At 71.8% G+C, this 23,082-nt stretch carries 18 protein-coding genes; 9 read left to right on the top strand and 9 right to left on the bottom strand.

The features are described 5' to 3' along the window. Entirely contained in the window at positions 1 to 786 is a 786-nt protein-coding gene (locus AB0I79_RS22580; protein WP_357875897.1) for a sugar phosphate isomerase/epimerase family protein, read from the top strand. 1,184 nt (positions 787 to 1,970) lie between these two features. Here the strand turns inward: AB0I79_RS22580 and AB0I79_RS22575 are convergent. Together AB0I79_RS22575 and AB0I79_RS22570 are read right to left on the bottom strand one after the other, a co-directional pair. Then, on the bottom strand, positions 1,971 to 3,080 hold the full coding sequence (locus AB0I79_RS22575; protein ID WP_357875895.1) for a zinc-binding dehydrogenase: 1,110 nt from the start codon (positions 3,078 to 3,080) through the stop codon (positions 1,971 to 1,973). Beyond that, positions 3,067 to 4,014, bottom strand: a complete 948-nt coding sequence (locus tag AB0I79_RS22570) for a Gfo/Idh/MocA family oxidoreductase (protein ID WP_357875893.1) — start codon at positions 4,012 to 4,014, stop codon at positions 3,067 to 3,069. The genes AB0I79_RS22575 and AB0I79_RS22570 overlap by 14 nt, the downstream gene beginning before the upstream one ends. Before the next feature lie 119 nt (positions 4,015 to 4,133). Between AB0I79_RS22570 and AB0I79_RS22565 the strand changes: the two genes are divergently transcribed. Then, positions 4,134 to 5,096: a glucosyl-3-phosphoglycerate synthase gene (locus tag AB0I79_RS22565; protein ID WP_357875891.1), complete on the top strand. Its 963-nt coding sequence runs from the start codon at positions 4,134 to 4,136 to the stop codon at positions 5,094 to 5,096. Beyond that, on the top strand, positions 5,093 to 6,211 hold the full coding sequence (locus tag AB0I79_RS22560; RefSeq protein ID WP_357875889.1) for a glycosyltransferase: 1,119 nt from the start codon (positions 5,093 to 5,095) through the stop codon (positions 6,209 to 6,211). Before AB0I79_RS22565 ends, AB0I79_RS22560 begins: the two co-directional genes overlap by 4 nt. Here the strand turns inward: AB0I79_RS22560 and AB0I79_RS22555 are convergent. Both AB0I79_RS22555 and AB0I79_RS22550 read right to left on the bottom strand, forming a co-directional pair. Beyond that, complete coding sequence (locus AB0I79_RS22555; protein WP_357875887.1) at positions 6,200 to 8,524, bottom strand: ABC transporter permease; 2,325 nt, start codon at positions 8,522 to 8,524, stop codon at positions 6,200 to 6,202. The genes AB0I79_RS22560 and AB0I79_RS22555 overlap by 12 nt on opposite strands. Further along, positions 8,515 to 9,246, bottom strand: coding sequence for an ABC transporter ATP-binding protein (locus AB0I79_RS22550; RefSeq protein WP_357875885.1), 732 nt, complete (start codon positions 9,244 to 9,246; stop codon positions 8,515 to 8,517). Before AB0I79_RS22550 ends, AB0I79_RS22555 begins: the two co-directional genes overlap by 10 nt. A 99-nt stretch (positions 9,247 to 9,345) precedes the next feature. On the opposite strand from AB0I79_RS22550, the gene AB0I79_RS22545 reads away from it, so the two are divergent. Further along, the gene (locus tag AB0I79_RS22545; protein ID WP_357875883.1) at positions 9,346 to 9,954 is read left to right on the top strand and encodes a response regulator transcription factor; all 609 of its coding nucleotides are present in this window, start codon (positions 9,346 to 9,348) and stop codon (positions 9,952 to 9,954) included. A gap of 104 nt (positions 9,955 to 10,058) precedes the next feature. On the opposite strand, the gene AB0I79_RS22540 is transcribed toward AB0I79_RS22545, so the two are convergent. Further along, complete coding sequence (locus tag AB0I79_RS22540) at positions 10,059 to 12,146, bottom strand: histidine kinase (protein ID WP_357875881.1); 2,088 nt, start codon at positions 12,144 to 12,146, stop codon at positions 10,059 to 10,061. A 10-nt stretch (positions 12,147 to 12,156) separates the two neighbouring features. Beyond that, on the bottom strand, positions 12,157 to 12,951 hold the full coding sequence (locus AB0I79_RS22535) for a universal stress protein (RefSeq protein ID WP_357875879.1): 795 nt from the start codon (positions 12,949 to 12,951) through the stop codon (positions 12,157 to 12,159). A 78-nt stretch (positions 12,952 to 13,029) separates the two neighbouring features. On the opposite strand from AB0I79_RS22535, the gene AB0I79_RS22530 reads away from it, so the two are divergent. After that, positions 13,030 to 13,332, top strand: coding sequence for a hypothetical protein (locus tag AB0I79_RS22530; protein ID WP_357875877.1), 303 nt, complete (start codon positions 13,030 to 13,032; stop codon positions 13,330 to 13,332). A 91-nt stretch (positions 13,333 to 13,423) separates the two neighbouring features. Next, complete coding sequence (locus tag AB0I79_RS22525; RefSeq protein ID WP_357875875.1) at positions 13,424 to 14,125, top strand: phosphatase PAP2 family protein; 702 nt, start codon at positions 13,424 to 13,426, stop codon at positions 14,123 to 14,125. On the opposite strand, the gene pip is transcribed toward AB0I79_RS22525, so the two are convergent. The 3 genes from pip to mscL form a co-directional block, all read right to left on the bottom strand. Further along, complete coding sequence (gene pip, locus AB0I79_RS22520; protein ID WP_357875873.1) at positions 14,053 to 15,024, bottom strand: prolyl aminopeptidase; 972 nt, start codon at positions 15,022 to 15,024, stop codon at positions 14,053 to 14,055. The genes AB0I79_RS22525 and pip overlap by 73 nt on opposite strands. A 77-nt stretch (positions 15,025 to 15,101) precedes the next feature. Continuing rightward, positions 15,102 to 15,680 carry a hypothetical protein gene (locus AB0I79_RS22515; RefSeq protein WP_357875871.1) on the bottom strand — a complete coding sequence of 193 codons (579 nt, stop codon included), beginning with the start codon at positions 15,678 to 15,680 and terminating at the stop codon, positions 15,102 to 15,104. Positions 15,681 to 15,716: 36 nt separating this feature from the next. After that, positions 15,717 to 16,139, bottom strand: coding sequence for a large conductance mechanosensitive channel protein MscL (gene mscL / locus AB0I79_RS22510; RefSeq protein ID WP_357875869.1), 423 nt, complete (start codon positions 16,137 to 16,139; stop codon positions 15,717 to 15,719). Positions 16,140 to 16,388: 249 nt separating this feature from the next. Between mscL and glgX the strand changes: the two genes are divergently transcribed. The 3 genes from glgX to treZ are packed head-to-tail and all read left to right on the top strand — an operon-like array spanning position 16,389 to position 22,945. Further along, positions 16,389 to 18,482 (top strand): glycogen debranching protein GlgX, encoded by a 2,094-nt coding sequence (glgX, locus tag AB0I79_RS22505; protein ID WP_357875867.1) that lies wholly within the window; start codon positions 16,389 to 16,391, stop codon positions 18,480 to 18,482. Further along, a complete protein-coding gene (gene treY / locus AB0I79_RS22500) occupies positions 18,475 to 21,240 on the top strand; it encodes a malto-oligosyltrehalose synthase (protein ID WP_357875865.1) in 2,766 nt (921 codons plus the stop codon). Before glgX ends, treY begins: the two co-directional genes overlap by 8 nt. Further along, positions 21,230 to 22,945, top strand: coding sequence for a malto-oligosyltrehalose trehalohydrolase (gene treZ / locus AB0I79_RS22495; RefSeq protein ID WP_357875863.1), 1,716 nt, complete (start codon positions 21,230 to 21,232; stop codon positions 22,943 to 22,945). Before treY ends, treZ begins: the two co-directional genes overlap by 11 nt. The last annotated feature ends 137 nt before the right edge of the window (positions 22,946 to 23,082 follow it).

Below are 23,082 nucleotides of genomic sequence, written 5' to 3'. Positions count from 1 at the left end.
GTGAAGCTCGCCGTACAGGAGCAGCTTCTGCCCGGTCGCTCGCTGCAGGAGAAGTTCGCGTTCGCCCTCGATGCCGGCTTCGACGCCATCGAGCTGCGCGGCAAGGGCGACTTCCACTTCGCGGGCCGCCTGACGGAGCTCAAGCGGGCACGGGCCGACGGCGTGGAGATGCCGACGGTGTGCGTGGACATGCCGCACTTCATCGGCGACTTCGACCCCGCCAAGCGCAAGGACGCCATCCAGCAGCTCCGCTCCCAGCTCACGGTCATCGCCGAGCTGGGCGGCATCGGCGTCATGACGCCCGCCTCCTGGGGGCAGTTCTCCCGCCGACTGCCGCCGTTCGAGCCGCCGCGCAGCCCCGAGGAGGACCGCGAGGTGCTGGCCGAGGCGCTGGGCATCCTCGGCGAGCACGCGCACCGCAACGGCGTGCTGATCATGCTGGAGCCGCTCAACCGGTACGAGAACCACATGGTCAACACGCTGGCCGAGGCCGTCTCCTACTGCGCCATGGACTCCATCAGGATCGTCGGCGACACCTACCACATGAACATCGAGGAGGACGACCCCTGCCGCGCGCTGATCGACGCGGCCCCGTACATCGCGCACATGCAGATCAGCGAGTCGAACAGGAACCAGCCGGGCACCGGGCACCTCGACTGGGGTGCGCAGCTCGCCACGCTCGACGCCGTCGGCTTCGACGGTTACCTCGCCCTGGAATGCCGGCTCCGCGGCGAGCCCGAGATCGTTCTTCCCCAAACCGCAGCATTCGTGAGGAAGTATCTATGATCCTCCGCGACGCCGTGCGCGTCCTGGTCAGCAACTGGGACGGCAGTTACACGGTTCCCTCCCGTCGCCTCTACCCCCATCAGTGGAGCTGGGACTCCGCGTTCATCGCGATCGGCAACGCCCGCTGGTCGCCCCGCAGGGCCAGGACGGAGCTGCTGAGCCTGTTCGGGGCCCAGTGGTACGACGGCCGGGTGCCGCACATCGTCTTCAACCCGCGGGTGCCGGAGGACGCCTACTTCCCCAGCTCCGACTTCTGGCGGACGTCCGCGCCCTCCGGGGCGCGGACCTCCGGCATCGTCCAGCCCCCGGTGCACGCGCTGGCCGCGTGGAAGACGCACCAGGCCGAGCCCGACCCGGCGTTCCTGCGCCGGATCTACCCCCGGCTGGTCGCGCAGCAGGAGTTCCTGCGTCAGCAGCGCCGCTCCGCCGAGGGGCTGATCTCGATCGTGCACCCCTGGGAGTCGGGCATGGACAACAGCCCGGCCTGGGACCTGCCGCTGGCGGCCGTGCAGGCGAGCGCGACCGGGTTCGTCCGCAGGGACCTGCAGACGGTCAGCGCCGACGAGCGGCCCACCGACCGCGACTACATCCAGTACGTCGAGCTCGCCCAGGCCTACCGCGAGTCCGGCTACCGCGAGCCTGGCGCGTTCCAGGTCGAGGATCCGCTGTTCAACGCCGCGTACGGCGTGGCGGAGTCGACGCTGGCCACCATCGCCGCGGAGCTCGGTCTGGACCCGGAGCCGCACCGGCGCGAGGCCGAGGCGATCACCAAGGCCATGGTGACGCACCTCTTCGACGGCAAGCTCTTCCAGGCGCGCGACGTGCACAGCGGCGCCCTGATCCACTCCAGCAGCGTGGCGGGGCTGACGCCGCTCATGCTGCCGGGCCTGCCGCCCGAGGTCGCCGACGCGCTGATCGGGACGGCGATCTCCCGGTTCGGGCTGACCGACATGCCGCTGCCCAGCTACGCCCTGGACGCGCCCGAGTTCGACCCGGCCCGCTACTGGCGCGGCCCGAGCTGGGTCAACGTGAGCTGGCTGGTCTGGCAGGGGCTGCGGGAGCGCCGCCCCGACCTGGCCAGGATGCTCGCGGACGCGATGATGCGGGCGGTGAGCCTGTCGGGCTTCCGCGAGTACTTCAACCCGCTCACGCTGCGCGGTCACGGCTGCCGGGACTTCAGCTGGTCAGCCGCCCTCATCCTGGACATCGTCGCGGAGCACAGCCTGAACGGTCTGAAGCCGACGCGCCGCGAGTCCGGTCAGGAGCCGGGGCGCATCAGAAAAGCCGACGACATCAGTGATCACGTGCTCGCGTAGCGGGCCGCCGTGCTGCCTGAGCAGGGTGATGGTCTCGTGCGAGAGCCGCTCCCTGTCCCAGGCGTGGGCCAGGCCGCGCGGCACCCGGCCGATCTGGGCGCAGCGCAGGGTCAGCCCGTTGTGGTGGAACTCCTCGCCGAGCCGGACCTCGTCGGCGCCGTCGGTGTAGAAGGCCAGGTCCACCAGCGTGCCCTGGGGGCGCAGGAGCCGTAGCCCGAGCGCCAGCGCCCTGGGCCGGCCGCGGCACTGGAAGACCACGTCCGCGCCGCGGTCGTTCGGGGCGTGCCGCCAGCGGCGCTTGAGCACGACGGCCGGGTCGTCGTCGGCGGCCAGCACCTCGGCGCCGAGCGCCGCGGCGATCTCCAGCCTGGCCGGGGTCTCGTCCACGACCACGACCTCGGCCGCGCCGCCGGAGATGGCGAACAGGGCCGTCAGCAGCCCGACCACCCCCGCGCCCACCACCACGACGCGCCGCCCGCGCACGCCGTCGCCGAGGTCGCGCACGGCCGGGCCGTGCAGGTCGTGCGCCGCGTGCAGGAGGCCGTTGGCGCAGATGGGGCCCATGTGGGCGACGTAGATGCCGAGCAGGGGGTCGAGGTCGCCCGGCAGCTCCACGAACCGGTCCGTCATCGGGTCGGCCACGTACGCCGTGCGGTGCCCGTAACACATCGCGACCAGCGCGCCCTCGCGCACGGCCCGCGTCCGCGTCTCGGCCACCCTGCCGACCTGCATGTACCCGATGCCGCGCACCGGGTACGCCACCGACGGCGAGCCCTCCAGGAACAACCCGAGCGACGGGTCCCACGTCGAGGTGAGGTAGGGGTTGGTGCCCTTGACGAAGGTCAGCTCGGTGCCGGCCGAGACCCCGCTGTAGACGGTCTCCACCAGGAACCCGCCCTCGGGCACGTCGGGCAGCTTCTCCTCGACCAGGCAGACCTCGCCCGGCTCGTCGATGCTGAGAATGTTACTGGTCATCATCGAGCGTCACCGGCCTCCGTTCGACGGCGGATCGGGCGAGTGCGAGCGCCAGGCGGTGGGTGCGCAGCGCCTCCTCGTACGGTACGCGGACATCGGCCTGCTTGCCCTGCACGGCGTTGATGAACTCGCGGTCCACCCGCACCTTGGCCTGGCCGTCGTCCTCGATCACGCGCTCGCCGTCCACGAGCAGCCTGGTCTCGCTGAGCTCCAGCGCGATCCCGTCGGCGCACACCTCCAGCCCCACCCGGTGCTTGTGGGCGAGCAGGCAGGAGGTGGCCAGCAGCCCGGCGGCCCCGCCGGAGAAGCGCAGCACCGCGGCCGTGGCCCGGTCCACCTCACCGTCCACGGCGTTCTCCGCGGGCACCACGTGCACCATGGACACCTCGCCCACGAGCAGCCGGGCCAGGTCCAGGACGTGGACCGCCTGTTCCACGATCTGGCCGCCGGACATGTTCGGGTCCAGCCACCACGCGACCGGCGGCACCTTGTCCAGCCAGTGGCCGAGCGCGAGCTGCACCGGACGGCCGGAGAGCAGGTCGCGGGCCTGCTGGACGATGTCCAGGTAACGCCAGTGGTGGCCGACGGCCGAGGGCAGAGATCTCCGCGCGATTTCGGACGCGATGGATTCTGCGGTTTTGAGGTCTAGCGAAAGGGGTTTTTCCACGAAAATCGGGAGATTGCACGACAGAACATCTTGTTCCGGGTTACCGTGCGCGAAAGGAGGCACACAGACGTAGACAGCGTCAAGACCGCCGGCGCTGAGCAGGTCGGCATGGCCGCCGTAGGCGGGGGAGCCGTGCTTCGAGGCCAGCGCCTCGGCCCTGTGGGAATCGGTGTCGGCGATCCCAGCGATCGTGACATCGGGGAATCCGGACAGGACGTCAGCATGACGAGCGGCGACATTTCCGGCACCTATGATGCCGACACGGGTCATTGGGGACACAACCCGGCATATGCCACGTCTAGGCCGAATCAAACAAACATGTTCAAGTGCCTATAGACCGGGCAGAAGTCGTGACCTCATGAGATCGGGGCTGATGCATGGAGACAGATATGCGAGCCTTGGCCAGGGTCCAGGAGTGGTACGGCCCGCACTCGAGCACCGCAGCAGAGTGGCCGGTGGACGCCTTAATGATGGCCAAGGGAGACACCACGGTCAGCGTGGTCCTTCCCGCACGTGACGAGGAGAGCACGGTGGGCGACATCGTCGCCGCGATCCGCCGCGACCTCGTCGAGCACACGCCACTCGTCGACGAAGTCCTCGTCGTCGACTCCAACTCGACCGACGCCACCGCCCAGCGGGCCCGCGAGGCGGGCGCCCGCGTGGTGGCGCAGGGCGAGGTTCTCTCCCACCTCCCACCCCTCACAGGCAAGGGCGAAGCCCTGTGGAAAGGGCTTGCCGCCTCCAAGGGGGACATCGTCGTCTACATCGACAGCGACCTGCGCAGCTTCGGCGCGCACTACGTGTCGGGCCTGGTCGGCCCGCTGCTGGTCGACGCCGACACCCACTTCGTCAAGGCAACCTACGAACGGCCGTACATCGGCTCGGACGGCGTCGCCCAGCAGGGCGGCGGCGGGCGCGTGACCGAGCTGGTGGCCAGGCCGCTGCTCAATATGTTCTGGCCAGAACTGGCCGGCTTCGCCCAGCCGCTCGGCGGCGAGTACGCCGCCCGGCGCGAGGTGCTCGAACAGGTGCCCTTCGTCACCGAGTACGGCGTGGAGTTCGGGCTCCTCGTCGACCTGCTCCACCTCGTCGGGCTGGACGCCATGGCCCAGGTGGACCTGGGGCACCGCACGCACACGCACCAGTCGATCCCCGCGCTCGGCCGCATGGCCGGGCAGATCATGCTCACCGCCTGGTCCCGCCTGGAACGGCAGGGCCGCGTGCTCGCGTCGGAGCCTCCGGCGCACACGCTCCTGCAGTTCGGGCTCGACGGGCACGCCGACCTGGTGGACGTGGCCGTGGCGGAGCGACCTCCGCTCGCCTCCCTCGTACTGGAGGAGGATCTGGCATGAAAGTCCTGGTGAACGCGGGGCCGTGGCTCACGGTTCCACCCGCCGGCTACGGCGGGATCGAGAACGTGGTGGCCACGCTGGTGCCGGCGCTGCGCTCGCGCGGCGTGCAGGTGGTGCTGGCCTCCGTCGGCTCCAGCACGCTCGAGGTGGACGAGCTGATCAGCGTGTACGAGGACGAGCAGTTCACCGAGCTGCAGAAACCGTACAACCAGGTCATGGGCATCACCCACGCCCACCTGGCCCGGGTGGTGTCCGAGCTGCGCCGGCGCGACGACATCGACCTCGTGCACGACCACGTCGAGGTGGTGGGCCCCGCGGTGCTCTCGGCGCTCGGCGGCCCGCCCGTCCTCCACACCCTTCACTGGGACCTGCACAAACATCCCGCCTTCTACGGCGCGTTCCCGGCCTCGATCGCGGTCAACGGCGTCTCGGAATCGCAGGTCGCCCGCGCCCCCGAAGCCCTGCGCGCCGCCTCGCTCGGCGCCGTCCACCTCGCCACCCCGCTCGCCGACCACGCCCCGCGCGCGGACCAGGGCGAGCACCTGGTGGTGATGGGCCGCATCTGCGGGCTCAAGGGCCAGCACGTGGCGGCCAGGATCTGCCAGAAGCTCGGGCTCCCGCTGGTCCTGGCCGGCCCGGTGAGCGGCCGCAACACGCCCGCCGAGCTGGACGTCGTGGCCCAGAACCCCTACCACCCGCTGCACAGCCACCCGGACGTGCGCTACCACCTCGACCAGGTGTCCCGCTACCTCGACGGCGACCTGGTCCGGTGGGTCGGTGCCGTCGGCGGCCCCGACAGGGACCGGCTGTACGCCTCGGCCCGCGCCGCCCTCTTCCCGATCCAGTGGGACGAGCCGGGCGGCACGGCCGTCGTGGAGGCCCTTGCGCTCGGCGTCCCGCCGGTCGGCCTGCGGCGCGGCTGCCTGCCGGAGATCATCGACCACGGCCGTACCGGCTTCCTGGCCGACACCGAGGAGGAGCTGGCGGAGTGGGTGCTCCGGGTGGACGAGATCGACCCCGAGGAGTGCCGCCAGGAGGCCCGCCGCCGGTTCTCGCCGTCGGTGATGGCCGATCGGTACCTGGAGCTGTACGAGAGGGTCCTCTCAGGCCGATGACACCGCCTCCGCCGGGCGGGTCCTGAGGGCCAGGCGGGCGGGGAGGGACGTGGACAGCAGAGCCAGGGCCGTCGCCGCGGCGATCACCAGCACGTACGCCACCGGCGGCACGTACGGCACCGCCGATCCCGTCATCCCCGCCCCGAACGCCGCCAGCGTCGCCAGCGCCACCGCCGTGCCCGTCACCGCGGAGGCCAGCACGGCGCAGAGCGTCTCCAGGCGGAGCATGCGCAGGACCTGACGCCGGGTGGTGCCCGCCAGGCGCAGCACGGCCAGCTCCCTGGCCCGGCCCGAGGTCGCCATGGCCAGGGTGTTGACCACGGCGATGGCGGTGAAGGCGATGATCAGGCCGAGCGCCACCAAGGTGACCTGCGGATCGGCGGAGCCGGTCGGTGCCGCCTCGGGCGCCGCGCCCGGCAGGGCGACCCCGGGGGCCGCGACCAGGAGGGTGCCCGACGGGTCGTCCACGTGGCCTTGTACCAGCTCGTACGGCAGCGTCACGTCGCCGAAGCCGAGGCCGCGGGAGTAGACGGCGGCCACCTTCAGCGTGGCCGGGGTGCCGTCGCCGAGCGTGAGCCTGGCCCGGTCCCCCGGCGAGAGGGAGAGGCGGGCGGCGGCGGTGCCGCTGAGCGCCACCGAGCCGGCGCCGAAGCCGTCCATCGTGCCGGCGACGACCCCCAGGTCCATCGTGCGCGGGTCGTAGGTGACGGCCTGGGCCGGGTACTTGTCCAGGCCGAACCGGACCGAGGTGCGCAGCACCTGCGTGACGGCCTGCACGCCGGGAACCCGCCGGATCTCCTCGGCGGAGGCGCCGGACAGCACGTGGTCCGCGCGGATGCCGGCGGCGGCCTGCTCCTCGGCGGCGGCGCCCATCGTGGTCTGGGCGAACAGGATCGTGCAGGTCATCGCCACCATCAGGGTGAGCGGCGACAGCACGGAGGCCAGCGCCTTGGGGGTGGCGCGCAGGTTCCTGGCGGCCAGGAAACCGCTCGCCCCGGCCCACGGCAGCGGGAGCAGCCGGACGGCCCCGGCCGGCAGCGGCCCCAGCACCGACACGGCGACCGTCCAGAGCAGCGCGGTCAGCATGGTCACCGGCGTGGCGGCGGCCTCCGTGTCCAGCCCCGACAGCACCAGGGTGAGCGTCACGGCCCCGGCCACCAGCACCGGCCCCGCCACCAGCCGCCACCGGGGCAGCCGCCCGTCGTCGAGCGCCGCCTCCCCGAGCGCCTCCACAGGGCGGATCCTGGCCAGGCGGCGGGCGGAGACCCGGGCCGCGGCCCAGGCGGCGGCGACGGTGGCGAGCAGTGCGGCCAGCGGGGGGAACGGGCTGACGACCAGAGACAGGTTCGCCGGGGTCGCGCCGAGCGCCACGAAGACCGAGTGCAGCCACAGGCCCAGCCCGACGCCCGCCGCGGCCCCCGGCACCCCCGCCAGCACGCCCACCGCCAGCGCCTGGCCGCCCACCAGCCGGCGGATCTGGCGCGGCGTGGCGCCCACCGCCCGCAGCAGCGCGAGCTCGCGCTGGCGCTGCTGGATCGACAGCGCGAACGTGCCCACCACGACGAGGACGGCCACGATCAGCGACGTCCCGGCCAGCGCACCGCCCATGCTGATCAGCTTGACCCTGGCCTGCTCCGCGTCCAGGAACTCCAGCCGGCCGCGCTCGTCCCCGGCGTACAGCACGGCCCCCTGCGGCGCCCGCGCGACGGCGGGGAAGACGCCGGCGGCGCTGACCATGCCGGGGTGCCCGGCCAGGCGGCGGGCCTGCGCGGTGCTGAAGAACACGGTGTCCTGGCTCGGCAGGGCCTGCGCGGTGACGCCCACGACGCGGTACCCGCGCAGCCGTGCCCCCACCTCCAGCCCGGCGCGGGCGTCCACCACGATCTCGCCGGAGGCGCGCGGCTCGCGCCCCCGCTCGATCGTGAACGGGGTGAGCGCGGCCGACTCCCAGCCATGACCCGTGTACGGGCCGAACGGGAACGTCACCTCGGCCACCACCCTCGACACGCCGGGCGTGCGCCGCAGCGTCCCGACGACCGACTCGGGCAGCCAGGCGCGCTCGGCCAGCGGCTTGGCCTTCGTCTTGGTCTCGCCGTCGCCCTTGGCGACGGTCTCCCGCACGTACTGGTCGGCGGCCACGATCACGGGCGCGCCCGCGTACCGCTCGGGCGAGACCGAGCCGCGCAGCCCGGTCTCCAGCAGCATCAGGCACGCGCACACCAGCGCGGCGGCGCACAGCAGCGCCACGAACGCCCCCGCGAACGCGCCCTTGCGGTCGCGCAACGTCTTCCACGCCAAGCCGATCACTTCCACGCCCCCAGCCTGGTCATCCGCTCGGCCACCTTCTCGGGGGCCGGGTCGCTCATCGAGTCCACGATCCGGCCGTCGGCCAGGAACAGCACGGTGTCGGCGTACGAGGCGGCCAGCGGGTCGTGCGTGACCATCACCACGGTCTGGCCCATGCCGTCCACCACCTCGCGCAGCAGCCGCAGCACGTCCCTGGCCGTCATCGTGTCAAGCGCGCCGGTCGGCTCGTCGCCGAACACCACCTCGGGGCCGGTGATCAGCGCCCTGGCGATGGCCACCCGCTGCTGCTGCCCGCCCGAGAGCTGCGCGGGACGGTGCCCGGCGCGGCCCTCCAGGCCCACCCTGCGCAGGATGTCCTCCAGCAGGCCGTGCGGCGCCCGGGCGCCGGACAGGCGGAGGGGGAGGGTGACGTTCTCGACCACGTCGAGCGCCGGGACCAGGTTGAACGCCTGGAACACGAAGCCGACCCGCTGCCTGCGCAGCTCGGTCAGCTCCGTCTCGCCCATCCCGGCCAGCTCGGTGCCGCCGAGCCGCACCGAGCCGGACGACGGCACGTCCAGCCCCGCCGCGCAGTGCAGGAACGTGCTCTTGCCCGACCCCGACGGTCCCATCACGGCGGTGAACGAGCCGCGCGGGATGCCGACCGACACCTCCCGCAGGGCCGCCACCGCGCCCTGCCCCTTGCCGTACACCTTGCTCACGGCGTCCAGCCGCACTGCCTCTGTCATGTCTTCCAGCGTGCCGACCAGCGAGTACGCGCCCCAGAGAGCCCGTCACCGATCGCCCATGACGTCATCACGATCCGGACACTGGTGGACAATGTCTGCGTGATTCGCATACTTCTGGCCGAGGATCAGGCGGTCATCAGGGGCGCGCTCACGGCGCTGCTCGGGCTGGAGCCGGACCTGGAGGTGGTCGCCGCCGTCGACTCCGGCGCCGCCGCCGTCGCCTCGGCCGCCGTGGAGCTGCCCGACGTGGCCGTCCTGGACATCGACATGCCCGGCGAGCTCGACGGCCTGGACGCCGCCGCGCGGATCAGCGCCCGCGTGCCGTCGTGCCGCACGCTCATGCTCACTGGGCACGGCAAGCCCGCGCACCTCAAGCGGGCGCTGGCGGCGCAGGTGGGCGGGTTCATGCTGAAGACGGCGCCGCCCGAGGAGCTGGTCGCCGCGATCCGCGACGTCGCGGGGGGCAAGCGGGTGCTGGACCCGTCGCTGGCCATCACGGCGTGGGACCTGGCCGACAACCCGCTCACGCCGCGCGAGGCCGACGTGCTGCGGCTGGTCGCCGACGGCCTGGACGCACCCGAGATCGCGGTGCGGCTGCACCTGACGGCCGGGACCGTGCGCAACTACCTGACGGCCATCGTGGCCAAGCTGAACGCGCGCAACCGCACCGACGCGGTCCGCCTCGCCACCGAGGCGGGCTGGATCTAACGCGTCATCGAGGTGGGACGGACCTAGCGCGCCACCGAGGCGGGACGGACCTAGCGCGTCATCGAGGCGGGACGGACCTAGCGCGCCACCGAGGTGGGACGGACCTAGCGCGCCACCGAGGCGGGGCGGATCCGGCTCGCGGTGGCGGGAACCAGCGGCGCCGTGGCGGGGACCAGCGGCGCCGTCGCGTCGAGCTGGAACCAGCCGTCCTCGACGCCGGTCGTGAGCCGGCCGTCCAGCGCCGCCAGGCGGGTCGTCAGGTTGCCCAGGCCCGACGAGCCGCGCCGGGCCTCGGCGGTGCGGGCGCCGTCGTTGCGCACGGTCAGGCGTACCCGGTCGCCCTCGGCGGCCGTGCCGATCACGCAGTGGCGGGCGGTGCTGTGACGCAGGACGTTCGTGACGGCCTCGCGCAGCACGGCGCTGAGCACGGTCTCGACCTCGGCGGGCAGCGGCGGGTGCGCCAGGTCGGAGCTCACCTCGACGCGCGCCGCGCGCAGGACGGAGGCGGCCGACTCCGCCTCGTCGGCGAGCGAGAGGTCGAGCTGCTCGCCCGAGACCGAGCGCAGGTCGTGCTCGGCGCGCTCGGCCATCTCCAGCACGTCCGCCAGCTCCGCCCGCGCCCGCTCCGGCGGGAGGCGGCGGGCCAGCTCGCACTTGAGCAGGATAGCGGCCAGGTTGTGGCCGAGCAGGTCGTGCAGGTCGCGGGCGGCGCGCAGGCGCTCCTCGACGACGGCCGAGCGGGCCAGGCCCTCCCTGGCCGCCTGGAGCTCCTTCGCCAGCCCGGCCAGGCGCAGCAGGCTGTAGACGACCAGGCCGGTGACGAGGTTGCTCACGGTGACGTTCGCCGCCGCGGGGAAGGGCAGGCCGTAGGACGCGGCGACGGCGGCCGTCGCGGCGATGATCGCGGCGACCAGCGGCCAGGCCGTACGCGGGCGGAAGGCCAGCAGCACCGGGCCCGCCAGGAAGCCGCCCGTGCCCAGCCAGATCGGGCCGAACAGCGGGATCGGCGCGAACGCCAGCACCGCCATCACGCTCAGCGCCGTCATGTGCCGGCCCGTGACGGACCTGAGCTGCATGACCACGATGGCGGCCAGGAGCGCGGTGGCGGGCAGGAGGAGGTTCGCGGGGATCTGGAGCAGGGCCTTGAGGCTGAAGCCGGCCAGCACGGCGGCCAGGAGGAGCACGGACAGGTCGGCGGGCTCGCGCTCCTGCTCGCGTTGCGGGGCGGGCAGGGTGGCCTCGACCGTGTGGCGGCCCTGGTCGGACAGGCTGCCGGCCAGCCTGCCGCCGGCGGCTGTGACCCGGGCGGCGAGGTCGCCCAGCGCGTCGTCCTCGGCGGTGCGGCGGCCGTCGTCGGTGACGCGCAGGGTCACCGTGCCGGACCGCTCCACGGTCTCGATCACGCAGAGGCGGGCCGTGCCGCGGCGTACGACGTCGGTGACGGCCTCGCGCAGCACGGTCGCGAGCAGCGCCCCGGCGGGGCCCAGCGGTTCGGCGTGCCCGGCACGCACCTCCACGCTCATCCCCGCCGCCGCCAGCATGCCCCTGGCCGTGGTCAGCTCGGGGGTCAGCGACATCGCGCGGTAGCCGGCCGCCGCGGCCCGCGCGTCCGTCAGCGACCGCCGTGCCGCGCTCACCACCTCGCCCAGTTCCTCGGCGCCGGAACCCCGCACGGCCCGGCGCACCCCGGCCATGATCGTCGCCAGCCCGCGCCCCAGGCCGTCGCTCAGCTCGGCCGCGATGCGCAGCCGCTCCTCGCCCACCGCCGCCGCGGCCAGCGCCCGGCGGGTGGCATGCAGCTCGTCCACGCGCTCCACCAGCCGGATGAGCCCGGGCACGATCAAGGTCATCAGCATCGTGGTGATCGCCAGGTCGAGCGTCGTGACGACGTCGCCGCCCCGGGCGTACGCGATCACGACCGCGCTGAACACCACCCCGGGCGCCACCGCCCACAGCCGCGTCACCAGCAGCGAGCCCGCCAGGAAGCCCAGCACGACCACCGACGAGCCGGTCCCCAGCGTCACCCAGTAGACGAGCCCGGCCTGCGCGGCCAGCAGCCACCACTTCCTGGCCCAGAGCGTGTACAGGCACTGCACCGCGAACACGAGCACCGCGCCGCCCGCGCCCGCCAGCACGTACACGCTGGACAACGCGGCCAGCACCGCCACCACGATCACCCGCGCCAGGAACACACCCGCAAGCCTAGGAGAAACCCCTCGGCAGCACGGTGACCGGGCAGGCGGAGGCGCGCAGCACCTTCATGGCCAGCTCGCCGAGGAACACCCGGTGCGGCTGGGCGTCCTCGCTCGCCGCGCACACCAGCAGCTCGCCCGGCAGCCACTCCACGTCCGCCAGCGCGGCCGTCACGTCGTGGCCCTCGGCCACCTCCGACTCCGCCTCGATCCCGGTCTGCTCCCAGGCCAGCCGGACGGCCAGCGCCAGGTCGTCCCTGAGCTTGCCCTGGTTCTCGGTGCGCAGGTCGAGGGTGATCAGCCGGAGCGGCACGCCCAGCCGCAGCGCCGCCTGCGCCACCTGGCCGACGGCCGCGTCGCACTGGGGCCGGTGCACGTACGCCAGCGTGAGGCGGGCGGGCTCGGCGGGCGGCACGTACTGGGCGGGCGCCAGCATGACCGCCTCGGACGACAGGTGCAGCAGGTGGTCGGCGGTGCTGCCGATCGTGATGCGGCCGTGCCGGCCGCCGGCCGCCGAGCCGACCACGATCAGGTCGGCCCTGATCCTGCTCGCCAGCACCGACAGGCCGCGCCCCGTGCCCCTGCTCTCGTACGTGATGTACTCGGCGGGCGCCGGCCCCAGCTCCTCGGCCGCGTGGGCCAGGTTGGCCTGCGCCTCGACCGCCAGCCCCGGGCTGCCCGGCGGGTAGATCACGGCGACCGTGAGCTCCCCTCCGGTGACACGGGTGATCGCGGAACCGAGGGCGAGAGCGTCTCTCCCGCCCGCGTCGTTCGCGTATCCGACGATCACGTGCGCTCCGATCACGATTGCCCTCTTACCCGCTCTGAACTGGGAATACGCGGCCTTCCTGCGAACGTTGCAAACCTGCGGAGGCGCAAAGAAGTGAAGATCACCCTTGAAACCCGGTTCAACGGGTCCCTCGGTCCCGTCACCCTCCGTGAAGCGGTTCAGCAGCTCAGGGAGCGGGACCTGGCGTGCACGGTGGCCTCGGACGCCGTGGAGCGGAAGGTGTCCATCTTCTCCGACTGCGTGGAGCGCGGGTTCACCCCGCTGCGCAGCGAGATCATGGCCGCGTACTACGTCGCCGAGCGCGACGCCACCACCGAGGCGTTCGATCGCGGCCTGATCACCCGCGGCGAGCTGGAGACCAGGAACGCGGCGCTGGCCCGCAGGCTCCTTACTTAAGTCAGAGGTGCTTTTCGGCCGTTTGGTCGAGGCATGTCACGCGTTGAGTCCGTAAGGTCATGTCCATTGATCGTTCACGGATTGGACACGCGTGTACCAGGACATCGTCGGCTTCTCGCTCACCACCCCCGCATGGCTGCACACCTTCGCCGAGGTCGGCACCGACGCCGGGTTATTCCTCTTCGCGGCGCTGTTCGTGGTGGCCGCCGTGCGGGCGTGGCGGGGGCCTGCGCGTGACCTGGCGCTCGTGATCGCCGGGCCCGCGGGGATCGTGGGCGCGTACGTGGTGAGCGAGGTCGTCAAGCTGCTCGTCAGGGAGGACCGGCCGTGCCGGGGCGGCGTGGCGACCATCGCCGCCTGCCCGCCCCTGGGCGACTGGTCCTTCCCCAGCAACCACTCGGTCATCGCGGCGGGCGCGGCGGCCACGCTCGTGCTGGTCTGGCGCGGCCTGGCCTGGGCGGTGTTCCCGCTGGCCGCCGTCATGGCGTTCTCGCGGGTGTTCGTCGGGGTGCACTACCCGCATGACGTGGCCGCGGGCTTCCTGCTGGGCGTGGCGCTCGCCCCGCTGTTCACGCTGCTGCTGGTGGGGGCGGTCACCCCCGCGGTACGGCTCGTCCGCGCCCGCCTGCTCGGCGGCAAGGGGGACGCAGCCCCGCAGCCGGGCGCCTGGCCGGCCGGCCGATCCGGCGGCGGAGCCGCTCCGCGGCCGGGCCCCGGAGGCTACGTCGCGGAACCGCCCGCGAACCGGTCGGTCGCCTCGATGAGCCGATCCAGGACGCCCGGCTCCGAGTAGGCGTGCCCGGCGTCGTGGACCACGTGGAACTCGGCCTCGGGCCACGCCTTGTGCAGGTCCCAGGCCGTGGCCATGGGCGTGCAGGAGTCGTAACGGCCCTGCACGATCACCGCCGGGATGTGCCTGATCCTGTCGATGCCCCTGAGGAGCTGGTCGGCCGGCTCGAACCAGCCGCCGTGGCGGAAGTAGTGGTTCTCGATCCTGGCGAAGCAGACGGCATGCTTGTCCTCGCCGAACTCCGCCACCAGCGCCGGATCGGGCAGCAGCGTCACCGTGCCGCCTTCCCACTGCGACCACGCCTTGGCCGCCGCCAGCCTGGCCTCGTCGTCCGCCCCCTCCAGCCTCCTGCCGAACGCGGCGATCAGGTCCCCCCGCTCCGCCTCGGGGATCGGAGCCACGTAACGCTCCCACAGGTCGGGGAACAGGTAGGAGGCGCCCTCCTGGTAGAACCAGCGCAGCTCCTGCGGCCGCAGCAGGAAGATCCCGCGCAGCACGAGCTCGCTCGTCCTGCCGGGGTGCGTCTGCGCGTACGACAGGGCCAGCGCGCTGCCCCACGACCCCCCGAACACCTGCCAGCGCTCGATGCCGAGGTGCTCGCGCAGCCTTTCCATGTCGGCCACCAGGTGCCAGGTGGTGTTGGCGGTGAGGTCGGTCGCCGGGTCGGCGGCGTGCGGCAGGCTCCGGCCGCAGTTGCGCTGGTCGAACAGGACGATGCGGTAGAGCTCGGGGTTCCACTGGCGGCGGTGCTTGGCACTGCACCCGCCTCCGGGGCCGCCGTGGATCATGACGGCGGGCTTGCCGTCGGGGTTGCCGCAGACCTCGTAGTAGATCTGGTTGCCGTCACCGACGTCGAGCAGGCCCGACTCGTACGGCTCGATGGGCGGGTACAGGGTTCTCATACGCCCCGATCCTGCCGTATCTCCCGGCCAGGGACGCAACACTGGGCCTCGTGGCGCCTCGGCTCCCGCCCCGCGATCTACGGCTGAGCCCACTCGTACCGGTTGAGAAACGCCCGATCCCCCGTCGCGTACTCGTTGAACGCCTGCCGCACCTCCGCCAGCTCCGCCACCATCGCCCGGACCAGCGCCCCCTCCTTGTACTCCAGCTCGAACCCGGGCGAGACCTGCAAGAAGTGCTGCCCGAAGTTCACCAGCGCCACGAACGGGTTCTGGGCGGACATCGTCCCCAGCACGTCATGGACCAGCCCGAGGTCGGGATCGTTGACCACCATCCCGTCCCCGGTGTGCAGCTGCATGCCCTCGTACACCCCGAGCGGCGCCACGTTGTGCACCAGATCCCGCTGAGGGTCGTAACACACCAGCCCGTGCGCCCGCGCGACCGTGAACACCTGCGCCGACATCTCGTCCATCGTGTCCAGATCCATGCTCACCAGCACGTGCCCCGGATAGAGCGTGACCTCCCCCGGCAGCTCCTTGGCCACGTCGGGCTCGACGTCGGCGCCAGGCGCGGTCCGCTTGACCGCCAGGTACGTCGCGCGCGCCTGGTCCCTGCTGATCGGCACCGGCTCGTCCCAGACCATCAACTCAACGCTCATCGGTCCATCTTGACGGACGGGTGCCGCCGTCGCGCGTCATGGCCTGGGTTTTTCCGAATCCGGCACCAGCTCCACCGTGCAGTACATGCACCGGCGGGCCTCGGTCGGGATGTCGGACAGGCATTCGGGGCACTGCTTGGTCGCGGCCGACTTGTTCCGGTCGAGGAGGCTGATCAGCCGGGTCATCGGGGCCACGACCAGCCAGTAGACGATGGCCGAGATGATCAGGAAGGTGATCAGGTGGTTGAGGAAGTCGCCGTACTTGAACTCGCTGCCGTTGACGGTGAAGGAGTACTCGGCGAAGTTCGGCTGACGGCCGCCGGTGACCGCGCCGATCAGCGGGGTGACCAGATCGCGTACGAAGGCCTGGACAAGGCCGCTGAACGTGGCGCCGACGATCACGGCGACGGCGAGCTCGACGATGTTGCCACGGAGTAAGAACTGTTTGAAACCACCCATGGGGTCGGCACATTGCCCGAGAAGGGACGCTGAAACCGGCTCGCCCGCTTGACGTCCGGGGGATGCTGGGTGCGTGGGCCGCCTCCGATACCGCGCCGTCGGGGCGGCCCACCCCTTTTGACCTCGTACGAAGCAACCCGGAGTAATGACACCGCGAGCGTGGGAAGGAACAGAGTGATCTAGTGAGGCCCGGGGTTGTCCGGTAGAGCGGGGGAACGGAACATGGGGAGAGACCGCAAGGGAGCCTCGATGATCGAGATCTGGCCGGGAGACCCCTATCCCCTCGGGGCGACCTACGACGGCGCCGGCACCAACTTCTCGCTCTACACCGAGGTCGCCGACCAGGTCGAGCTGTGCCTGTTCGACGAGGACAACGTCGAGTCGCGGGTGCAGCTGAGCGAGGTGGACGGGTTCATCTGGCACGGTTACCTGCCGGGCATCGGGCCGGGGCAGCGGTACGGCTACCGCGTCCACGGGCCGTACGACCCGGCGCGCGGCATGCGCTGCAACCCCAACAAGCTGCTGCTCGACCCGTACGCCATGGCCATCGAGGGCGGCGTCAACTGGAACGAGGCGGTCTACGGCTACCGGTTCGGCTCCCCGGACGTCAAGAACGATCGCGACTCCGCCCCGTACGTGCCGCGCTCCGTGGTGATCAATCCGTTCTTCGGCTGGGGGCACGACCGGCCGCCCGCGACGCCGTACCACGACACCGTGATCTACGAGGCGCACGTGCGGGGGCTCACGATCAGCCACCCCAAGATCCCCAAGCACCTGCGCGGCACGTACGCCGCCCTCGGCCACCCCGAGATCCTCGACCACCTCACCAGGCTCGGGGTGACGGCGCTGGAGCTGATGCCGGTCCACCAGTTCGTCACCGATCACATCCTGGAGCAGCGCGGGCTGTCGAACTACTGGGGCTACAACTCGATCGGGTTCTTCGCCCCGCACAACCGCTACTCCAGCCAGGGCCAGCGCGGCGGGCAGGTGCTGGAGTTCAAGGCGATGGTGCGCTCGCTGCACGAGGCGGGCATCGAGGTCATCCTCGACGTCGTCTACAACCACACCGCCGAGGGCAACCACCTGGGGCCGACGCTGGGGTTCCGGGGGATCGACAACCTCAACTACTACCGGCTGGTCGAGAACGACAAGCGGTACTACGTGGACACCACGGGCACCGGAAACAGCCTGCTCATGCGCTCGCCGCACGTCCTCCAGATGATCATGGACTCGCTCCGCTACTGGGTCATCGAGATGCACGTCGACGGGTTCAGGTTCGACCTGGCCTCGACGCTGGCGCGGGAGCTGCACGAGGTGGACCGGCTGAGCGCCTTCTTCGACCTGGTGCAGCAGGACCCCGTGCTGTCGCAGGTCAAGCTCATCGCCGAGCCGTGGGACGTGGGCCCGGGCGGATACCAGGTGGGCAACTTCCCGTCCCGGTGGACGGAGTGGAACGGGCGATACCGCGACACGATCCGCGACCTGTGGCGCGGGCAGGCGGCCACGCTGCCGGAGTTCGGCTCCCGGTTCACCGGGTCGAGCGACCTGTACAAGGACGACAGCCGCCGCCCCGCCGCCTCGATCAACTTCGTGACCTGCCACGACGGCTTCACCCTGCAGGACCTCGTCTCGTACAACAACAAGCACAACGAGGCGAACAAGGAGGGCAACCGCGACGGCACCGACGACAACAGGTCGTGGAACTGCGGCGAGGAAGGCCCCGCGGGCATCGCCGTCGAATCGCTGCGCGAGCAGCAGAAACGCAACTTCCTCACCACGCTGTTCCTGTCGCAGGGCGTGCCGATGCTCTCGCACGGCGACGAGCTGGGCCGCACCCAGCGCGGCAACAACAACGGCTACTGCCAGGACAACGAGCTGACCTGGGTCGACTGGTCGGACGTCAGGGAGAACTGGCTGCTGCTCGAGTTCACCCAGAGCCTGGCCGAGCTGCGCAAGAGACATCCGGTGTTCCGGCGCCGCCGGTTCTTCTACGGCAAACCGGTACGCGGGCTGCGCGACATCGCGTGGCTCACCCCGTCAGGGGAGGAGATGACCGACGGCGACTGGACGGTCGGGTACGCCAAGTCCCTGGCCGTCTTCCTGAACGGCGACGCCATCACCGAGCCCGACCGGCGCGGCCGGACCATCAGGGACGACTCCTTCCTGCTGCTGTTCAACGCCCACTACGACACGATCAAGTTCACGATCCCCAAGGACTATGGCGAGATGTGGCATACGGAGATCGACACGGCCATGCCGATCAGGCTGGACGTCCGGATGGTGAAGGCGGGCGACGCGATCGCGGTGCCGGGCCGCAGCGTGCGGGTGCTCCGCCGTGTCTAGCCCGCCGAACCCGCCCAGGCCCGCTTCCACCTACCGGGTGCAGCTCACCCCCGACTTCGGCTTCGCCCAGGTGGCCGAGATCGCCGGCTACCTGCGCGACCTCGGCGTGAGCCACGTCTACCTCTCGCCGATCCTGCAGGCCACGCCCGAGTCGCGGCACGGGTACGACGTCACCGACCACTCCAGGATCAGGGAGGAGTTCGGCGGCGCCACCGGGTTCAGGGAGATGGCGCAGCAGCTCGCCGCGCAGGACCTCGGCATCGTGGTGGACATCGTGCCGAACCACATGAACACCGTGAACGCCCAGTTCTGGTCGGTGCTGAAGGAGGGGCCCGCCTCGCCGTACGCCTCGTGGTTCGACATCGACTGGGTGGACGGCAAGGTCGCGCTGCCCGTGCTGGGCGACGACACCCCGCCGGTCGTGGACGGTGACGTGCTGCGCTACCACGAGCACGCCTTCCCGCACCCCGGCCACTACCGGCTCGTCGACTGGCGCGAGGGGCCCGGCTACCGGCGCTTCTTCGACGTGTCGTCGCTGATCGGGCTGCGCGTCGAGGACCCGTCCGTGCTGTTCGCCACGCACGAGGTGATCTTCTGGCTGCTCGACGAAGGGCTGGTGGACGGGCTGCGCGTCGACCACCCCGACGGCCTGGCCGACCCGCGCGGCTACCTCGAACGCCTGCGCGCCCGCGCCGGCAGCGCCTGGACCGTCGTCGAGAAGATCCTCATCGGCCCCGAGCGGCTGCCCGACGACTGGGCCTGCGACGGCACCACCGGCTACGAGGTGCTCAACCGCGTCAACGGCCTGTTCGTCGATCCCGCCGGCAAGCAGCCACTCATCCGGCTGTTCACCGAGCTGACCGGGCAGCCCGCCGAGTACCGCCCGGTGATGGCGCAGGCCAAGCAGGAGGTGCTCGACCTGTTCTTCGGCGCCGAGGTGGATCGCCTGGCCAAGGCCACCTCCTGCGACCCCGCCGCCGTACGCGAGCTGCTCGCCGCCATGCCGGTCTACCGCGCGTACGTGGTGCCGGGCGAGCCGCCGCCGCCCCTGGCGGTCGAGACCGTCGAACTGGCCGCAGCCTCCTGCTCACCCGCCGTCCGCCCCCTGGTCCAGGAGGTCCTGTACGGCTCCGCCGAGGCGATCGTGCGCTTCCAGCAGGCGTGCGGGCCCGTCATGGCCAAGGGGGTGGAGGACACGGCGCTCTACCGGTGGTTCCCGCTGGCCTGCCTGAACGAGGTCGGCGGGGAGCCGGACGTGTTCGGCGTGCCGGTGGAGGAGTTTCACGAGTTCTGCGCCGGCCTGCCCCCGTACACGATGACCACGCTGTCCACCCACGACACCAAGCGGTCCGAGGACGTGCGGGCCCGGCTGTCGGTGCTGTCGGAGATGCCCGGCGAGTGGGCGGCGGCCGTGGCCGAGTGGTCGGCGCAGGTCAGTTTCGACCCGCACCTCGACTACCTGGCCTGGCAGAACCTCATGGCCGCCTGGCCCATCTCCGCCGAACGCTTCACCGACTTCCTCCTCAAGGCCGCCCGCGAAGCCAAGACCGCCATCTCCTGGGTGAACCCGGACCCCGGCTACGAGCGCCGCCTGCGCGCCTTCGCCGAGGCCGCCGTCCGCCTCCCGATCGGCGGCTTCACCGAGCGCGTCGACCCGTACGCCATGTCCAACTCCCTCGGGGCCAAGCTGGTGCAGCTGATGATGCCGGGGGTGCCGGACGTGTACCAGGGGAACGAGACCACCGACTTCTCCCTGGTCGATCCGGACAACCGGCGGCCGGTGACGTTCCCGCGCAAGCCCGAGACCTCATGGGACTCGGCCAAACTCCTGGTCACCACCCAGGCCCTGCGCCTGCGCCGGCGGCTGGGGGGCGCGGCGGCGTACCTGCCGCTGCACGCGGAGGGGGCGCGCGCGGACCACGTGATCGCCTTCGCCCGCGCCGCCACCGACACCGCCACGAACCTCACCCCTTGGCCCGAAACCACCGACGTCTGGGCTGGTGCGGCCCCCGAGTCTGACGCCTGGGGGCGGGACACGACGGACGGCGACTTCGGGGCTCGCGCTGCTGCGGGAGGTGATGGGCAGGTGCGGGGGGAGGCGGATGGCGGGCCCGGGGTTCGCGCCACCGCCGCCCTGGGCGCCGACTCCGGGGCCGGTGCTGCTGCGGACGCTGATCGCGGGGCCGGCGCTGCGGATGCCGATCCCAGGGCCGGTGCTGCTGTGCGGGACGACGCCCCGCAGCCGGCGCGGGTCGATGCCGGGCACCGAGCGCAGCCTGCCGACGGGTACCGGCCGCGGCGGGCCGATGAGGACGAGGTGCGGATCGATGCCGGACACGGGCCGCCGCCCGCCGGCAAGCACCACGTGCGAGCCGACGCCGGGGACGGAGCGCCGCCTGCGGGCGAGCACGGCGCGCGTGCCGGTGCGGGGCAGTCGGCCCGGGCCTCTGGCGAGCACGATGTGCGTGCCGGTGCGGGGCAGCTGGACCAGGCCGCCGGCGAGCACCAGCTGCAGGGCGTTGCCGAGGGGCGGGCGCGGGCTGTTGCGGAGGCTGGGGTGCGGCCGCGGGCGGTCGTGGTCGCCACCCGGTTGCCCGTGCGCCTGGCCGCCGAGGGCGGGTGGGGCGCCACCACGTTGACGTTGCCCGCGGGCACGTGGCGGGACCTGCTCACCGGCGCCTTGTTCACCGGGCGCATCCCGCTCGCCCACCTGCTCGGTCAGTATCCGGTCTCACTCCTGGAGAGACATGATCTTTGAGGTCTGGGCACCGAAGGCCACGGCGGTCGAAGTGGACGTCCTGGGCGGTCGCCGGGCGATGTCCCCCGGTGAAGGGGGCTGGTGGTCGGTGGAGGTGGAGGGAGCCGAACACGGCACCCGGTACGGCTTCGTGGTGGACGGCGACGGACCGTATCCCGACCCCCGCACCCGGCGGCAGCCGGAGGGCATCTTCGGGCAGAGCGCCGTGTACGAGCATGCCCGCTTCACCTGGTCCGACCACGACTGGAAGGGCCGCGACCTGCGTGGAGCCGTGATCTACGAGCTGCACATCGGGACGTTCACCCCGGAGGGGACGTTCGCCTCGGCCATCGAGAAGCTGCCGCACCTCGTGGAGCTCTGCGTCGACTTCGTGGAGGTGATGCCGGTCGCGCCGGTGCCGGGCGGGCGCAACTGGGGTTACGACGGCGTGGATCTCTACGCGGTGAACGAGACGTACGGGGGACCCGACGGGCTCAAGTCGTTCGTGGACGCCTGCCACCGGGCCGGGATCGGAGTCATCCTGGACGTGGTCTACAACCATCTCGGCCCTTCGGGGAACTTCCTGCGGCCGTTCGGGCCGTACTTCTCCGGCTTCGACGGCAGCTATTGGGGTGAAGCGGTCAATCTGGACGGGCCGGACTCCGATGAGGTGCGGCGCTACTTCATCGGCAACGCGCTGCAGTGGCTGCGCGACTTCCACATCGACGGGCTGCGGCTGGACGCCGTGCACGCGCTGCACGACAGGCGCGCCAGGCATCTGCTGGCCGAGCTGTCGGAGGAGGTGGACGCGCTGGCCTGCTCCGTCGGCCGGCCGCTCTCGCTGATCGCCGAGTCCGACCTCAACGACCCGCGCATGGTGCGCTCGCTCGACGCCGGCGGGCTCGGCATGACCGCGCAGTGGGACGACGACGTCCACCATGCCCTGCACTGCGCGGTCAGCGGCGAGAGCCACGGCTACTACCAGGACTTCGCCCAGCTCTCCGCCCTGGCCAAGGTGCTCACGCACGGGGTCGTGCACGACGGGACGCACTCCAGCTTCCGGGCCCGAGCGCACGGCAGCTCGTTCGCGGGCGTGCCGGGGCACCGGCTGGTGGCCTGCCTGCAGAACCACGACCAGATCGGCAACCGGCCCGCAGGCGACCGCCTGCCGATCCCGGCGCTCAAGCTCGGCGCGGGACTGCTCCTGACCTCGCCGTTCACGCCCATGCTGTTCATGGGGGAGGAGTGGGGGGCGCGTACGCCGTTCCTGTTCTTCTCCGATCATGTCGAGCCTGAGCTGCGCAACAGCGAGGGGGTGCGGAGGGAGCGGGAGTTCGACGGGTTCGGGTACGTGTGGGAGGCGCCCAACCCTTCGGACGAGGAGACGTTCCTGCGCTCGAAGCTGGACTGGAGCGAGGTGAAGGAGGAGGCGCACTGGTCGCTGCTGTGCTGGTACCGCGATCTGATCGCGCTGCGCAAGGCGCTGCCCGAGCTGTCGGACCCGCGGCTGGACCGGGTGCGGGTGGAGACGGACCCGCTGGGCAAGTGGCTGCTGGTGTGGCGGGGGAAGCTGGCGGTGACGGTCAACTTCTCGCAGGAGTCGGTGACCTTGCCCTTGTCGCCCGGGACGGTGCTGCTGGCCTCGGACGAGCCGGTGTCGGCGGATGGGGAGGGGCTGCGGCTGCCCGCGCAGTCCATGGCGATCTGTCGCCCTTCTGCTGAGTGAGCAGCTCGCCGCTGCTCTGGCTTGGATGGATGCGGCGCCTCGGCGGGGTGGATGCGGTTTGCGTCGGCGGGGTGGAGGTGGTTCGCGTCGGCGGGTGGATGCGGTTCGCGTCGGCGGGGGAGGTGGTTCGCCTCGGC

Origin of the sequence: Nonomuraea sp. NPDC050202 (assembly GCF_040656115.1) — a bacterium.
Taxonomy (GTDB): domain Bacteria; phylum Actinomycetota; class Actinomycetes; order Streptosporangiales; family Streptosporangiaceae; genus Nonomuraea.
The sequence above is the reverse complement of the archived record's forward strand: the minus strand, read 5'-3'. Positions and strand labels throughout refer to the sequence as shown.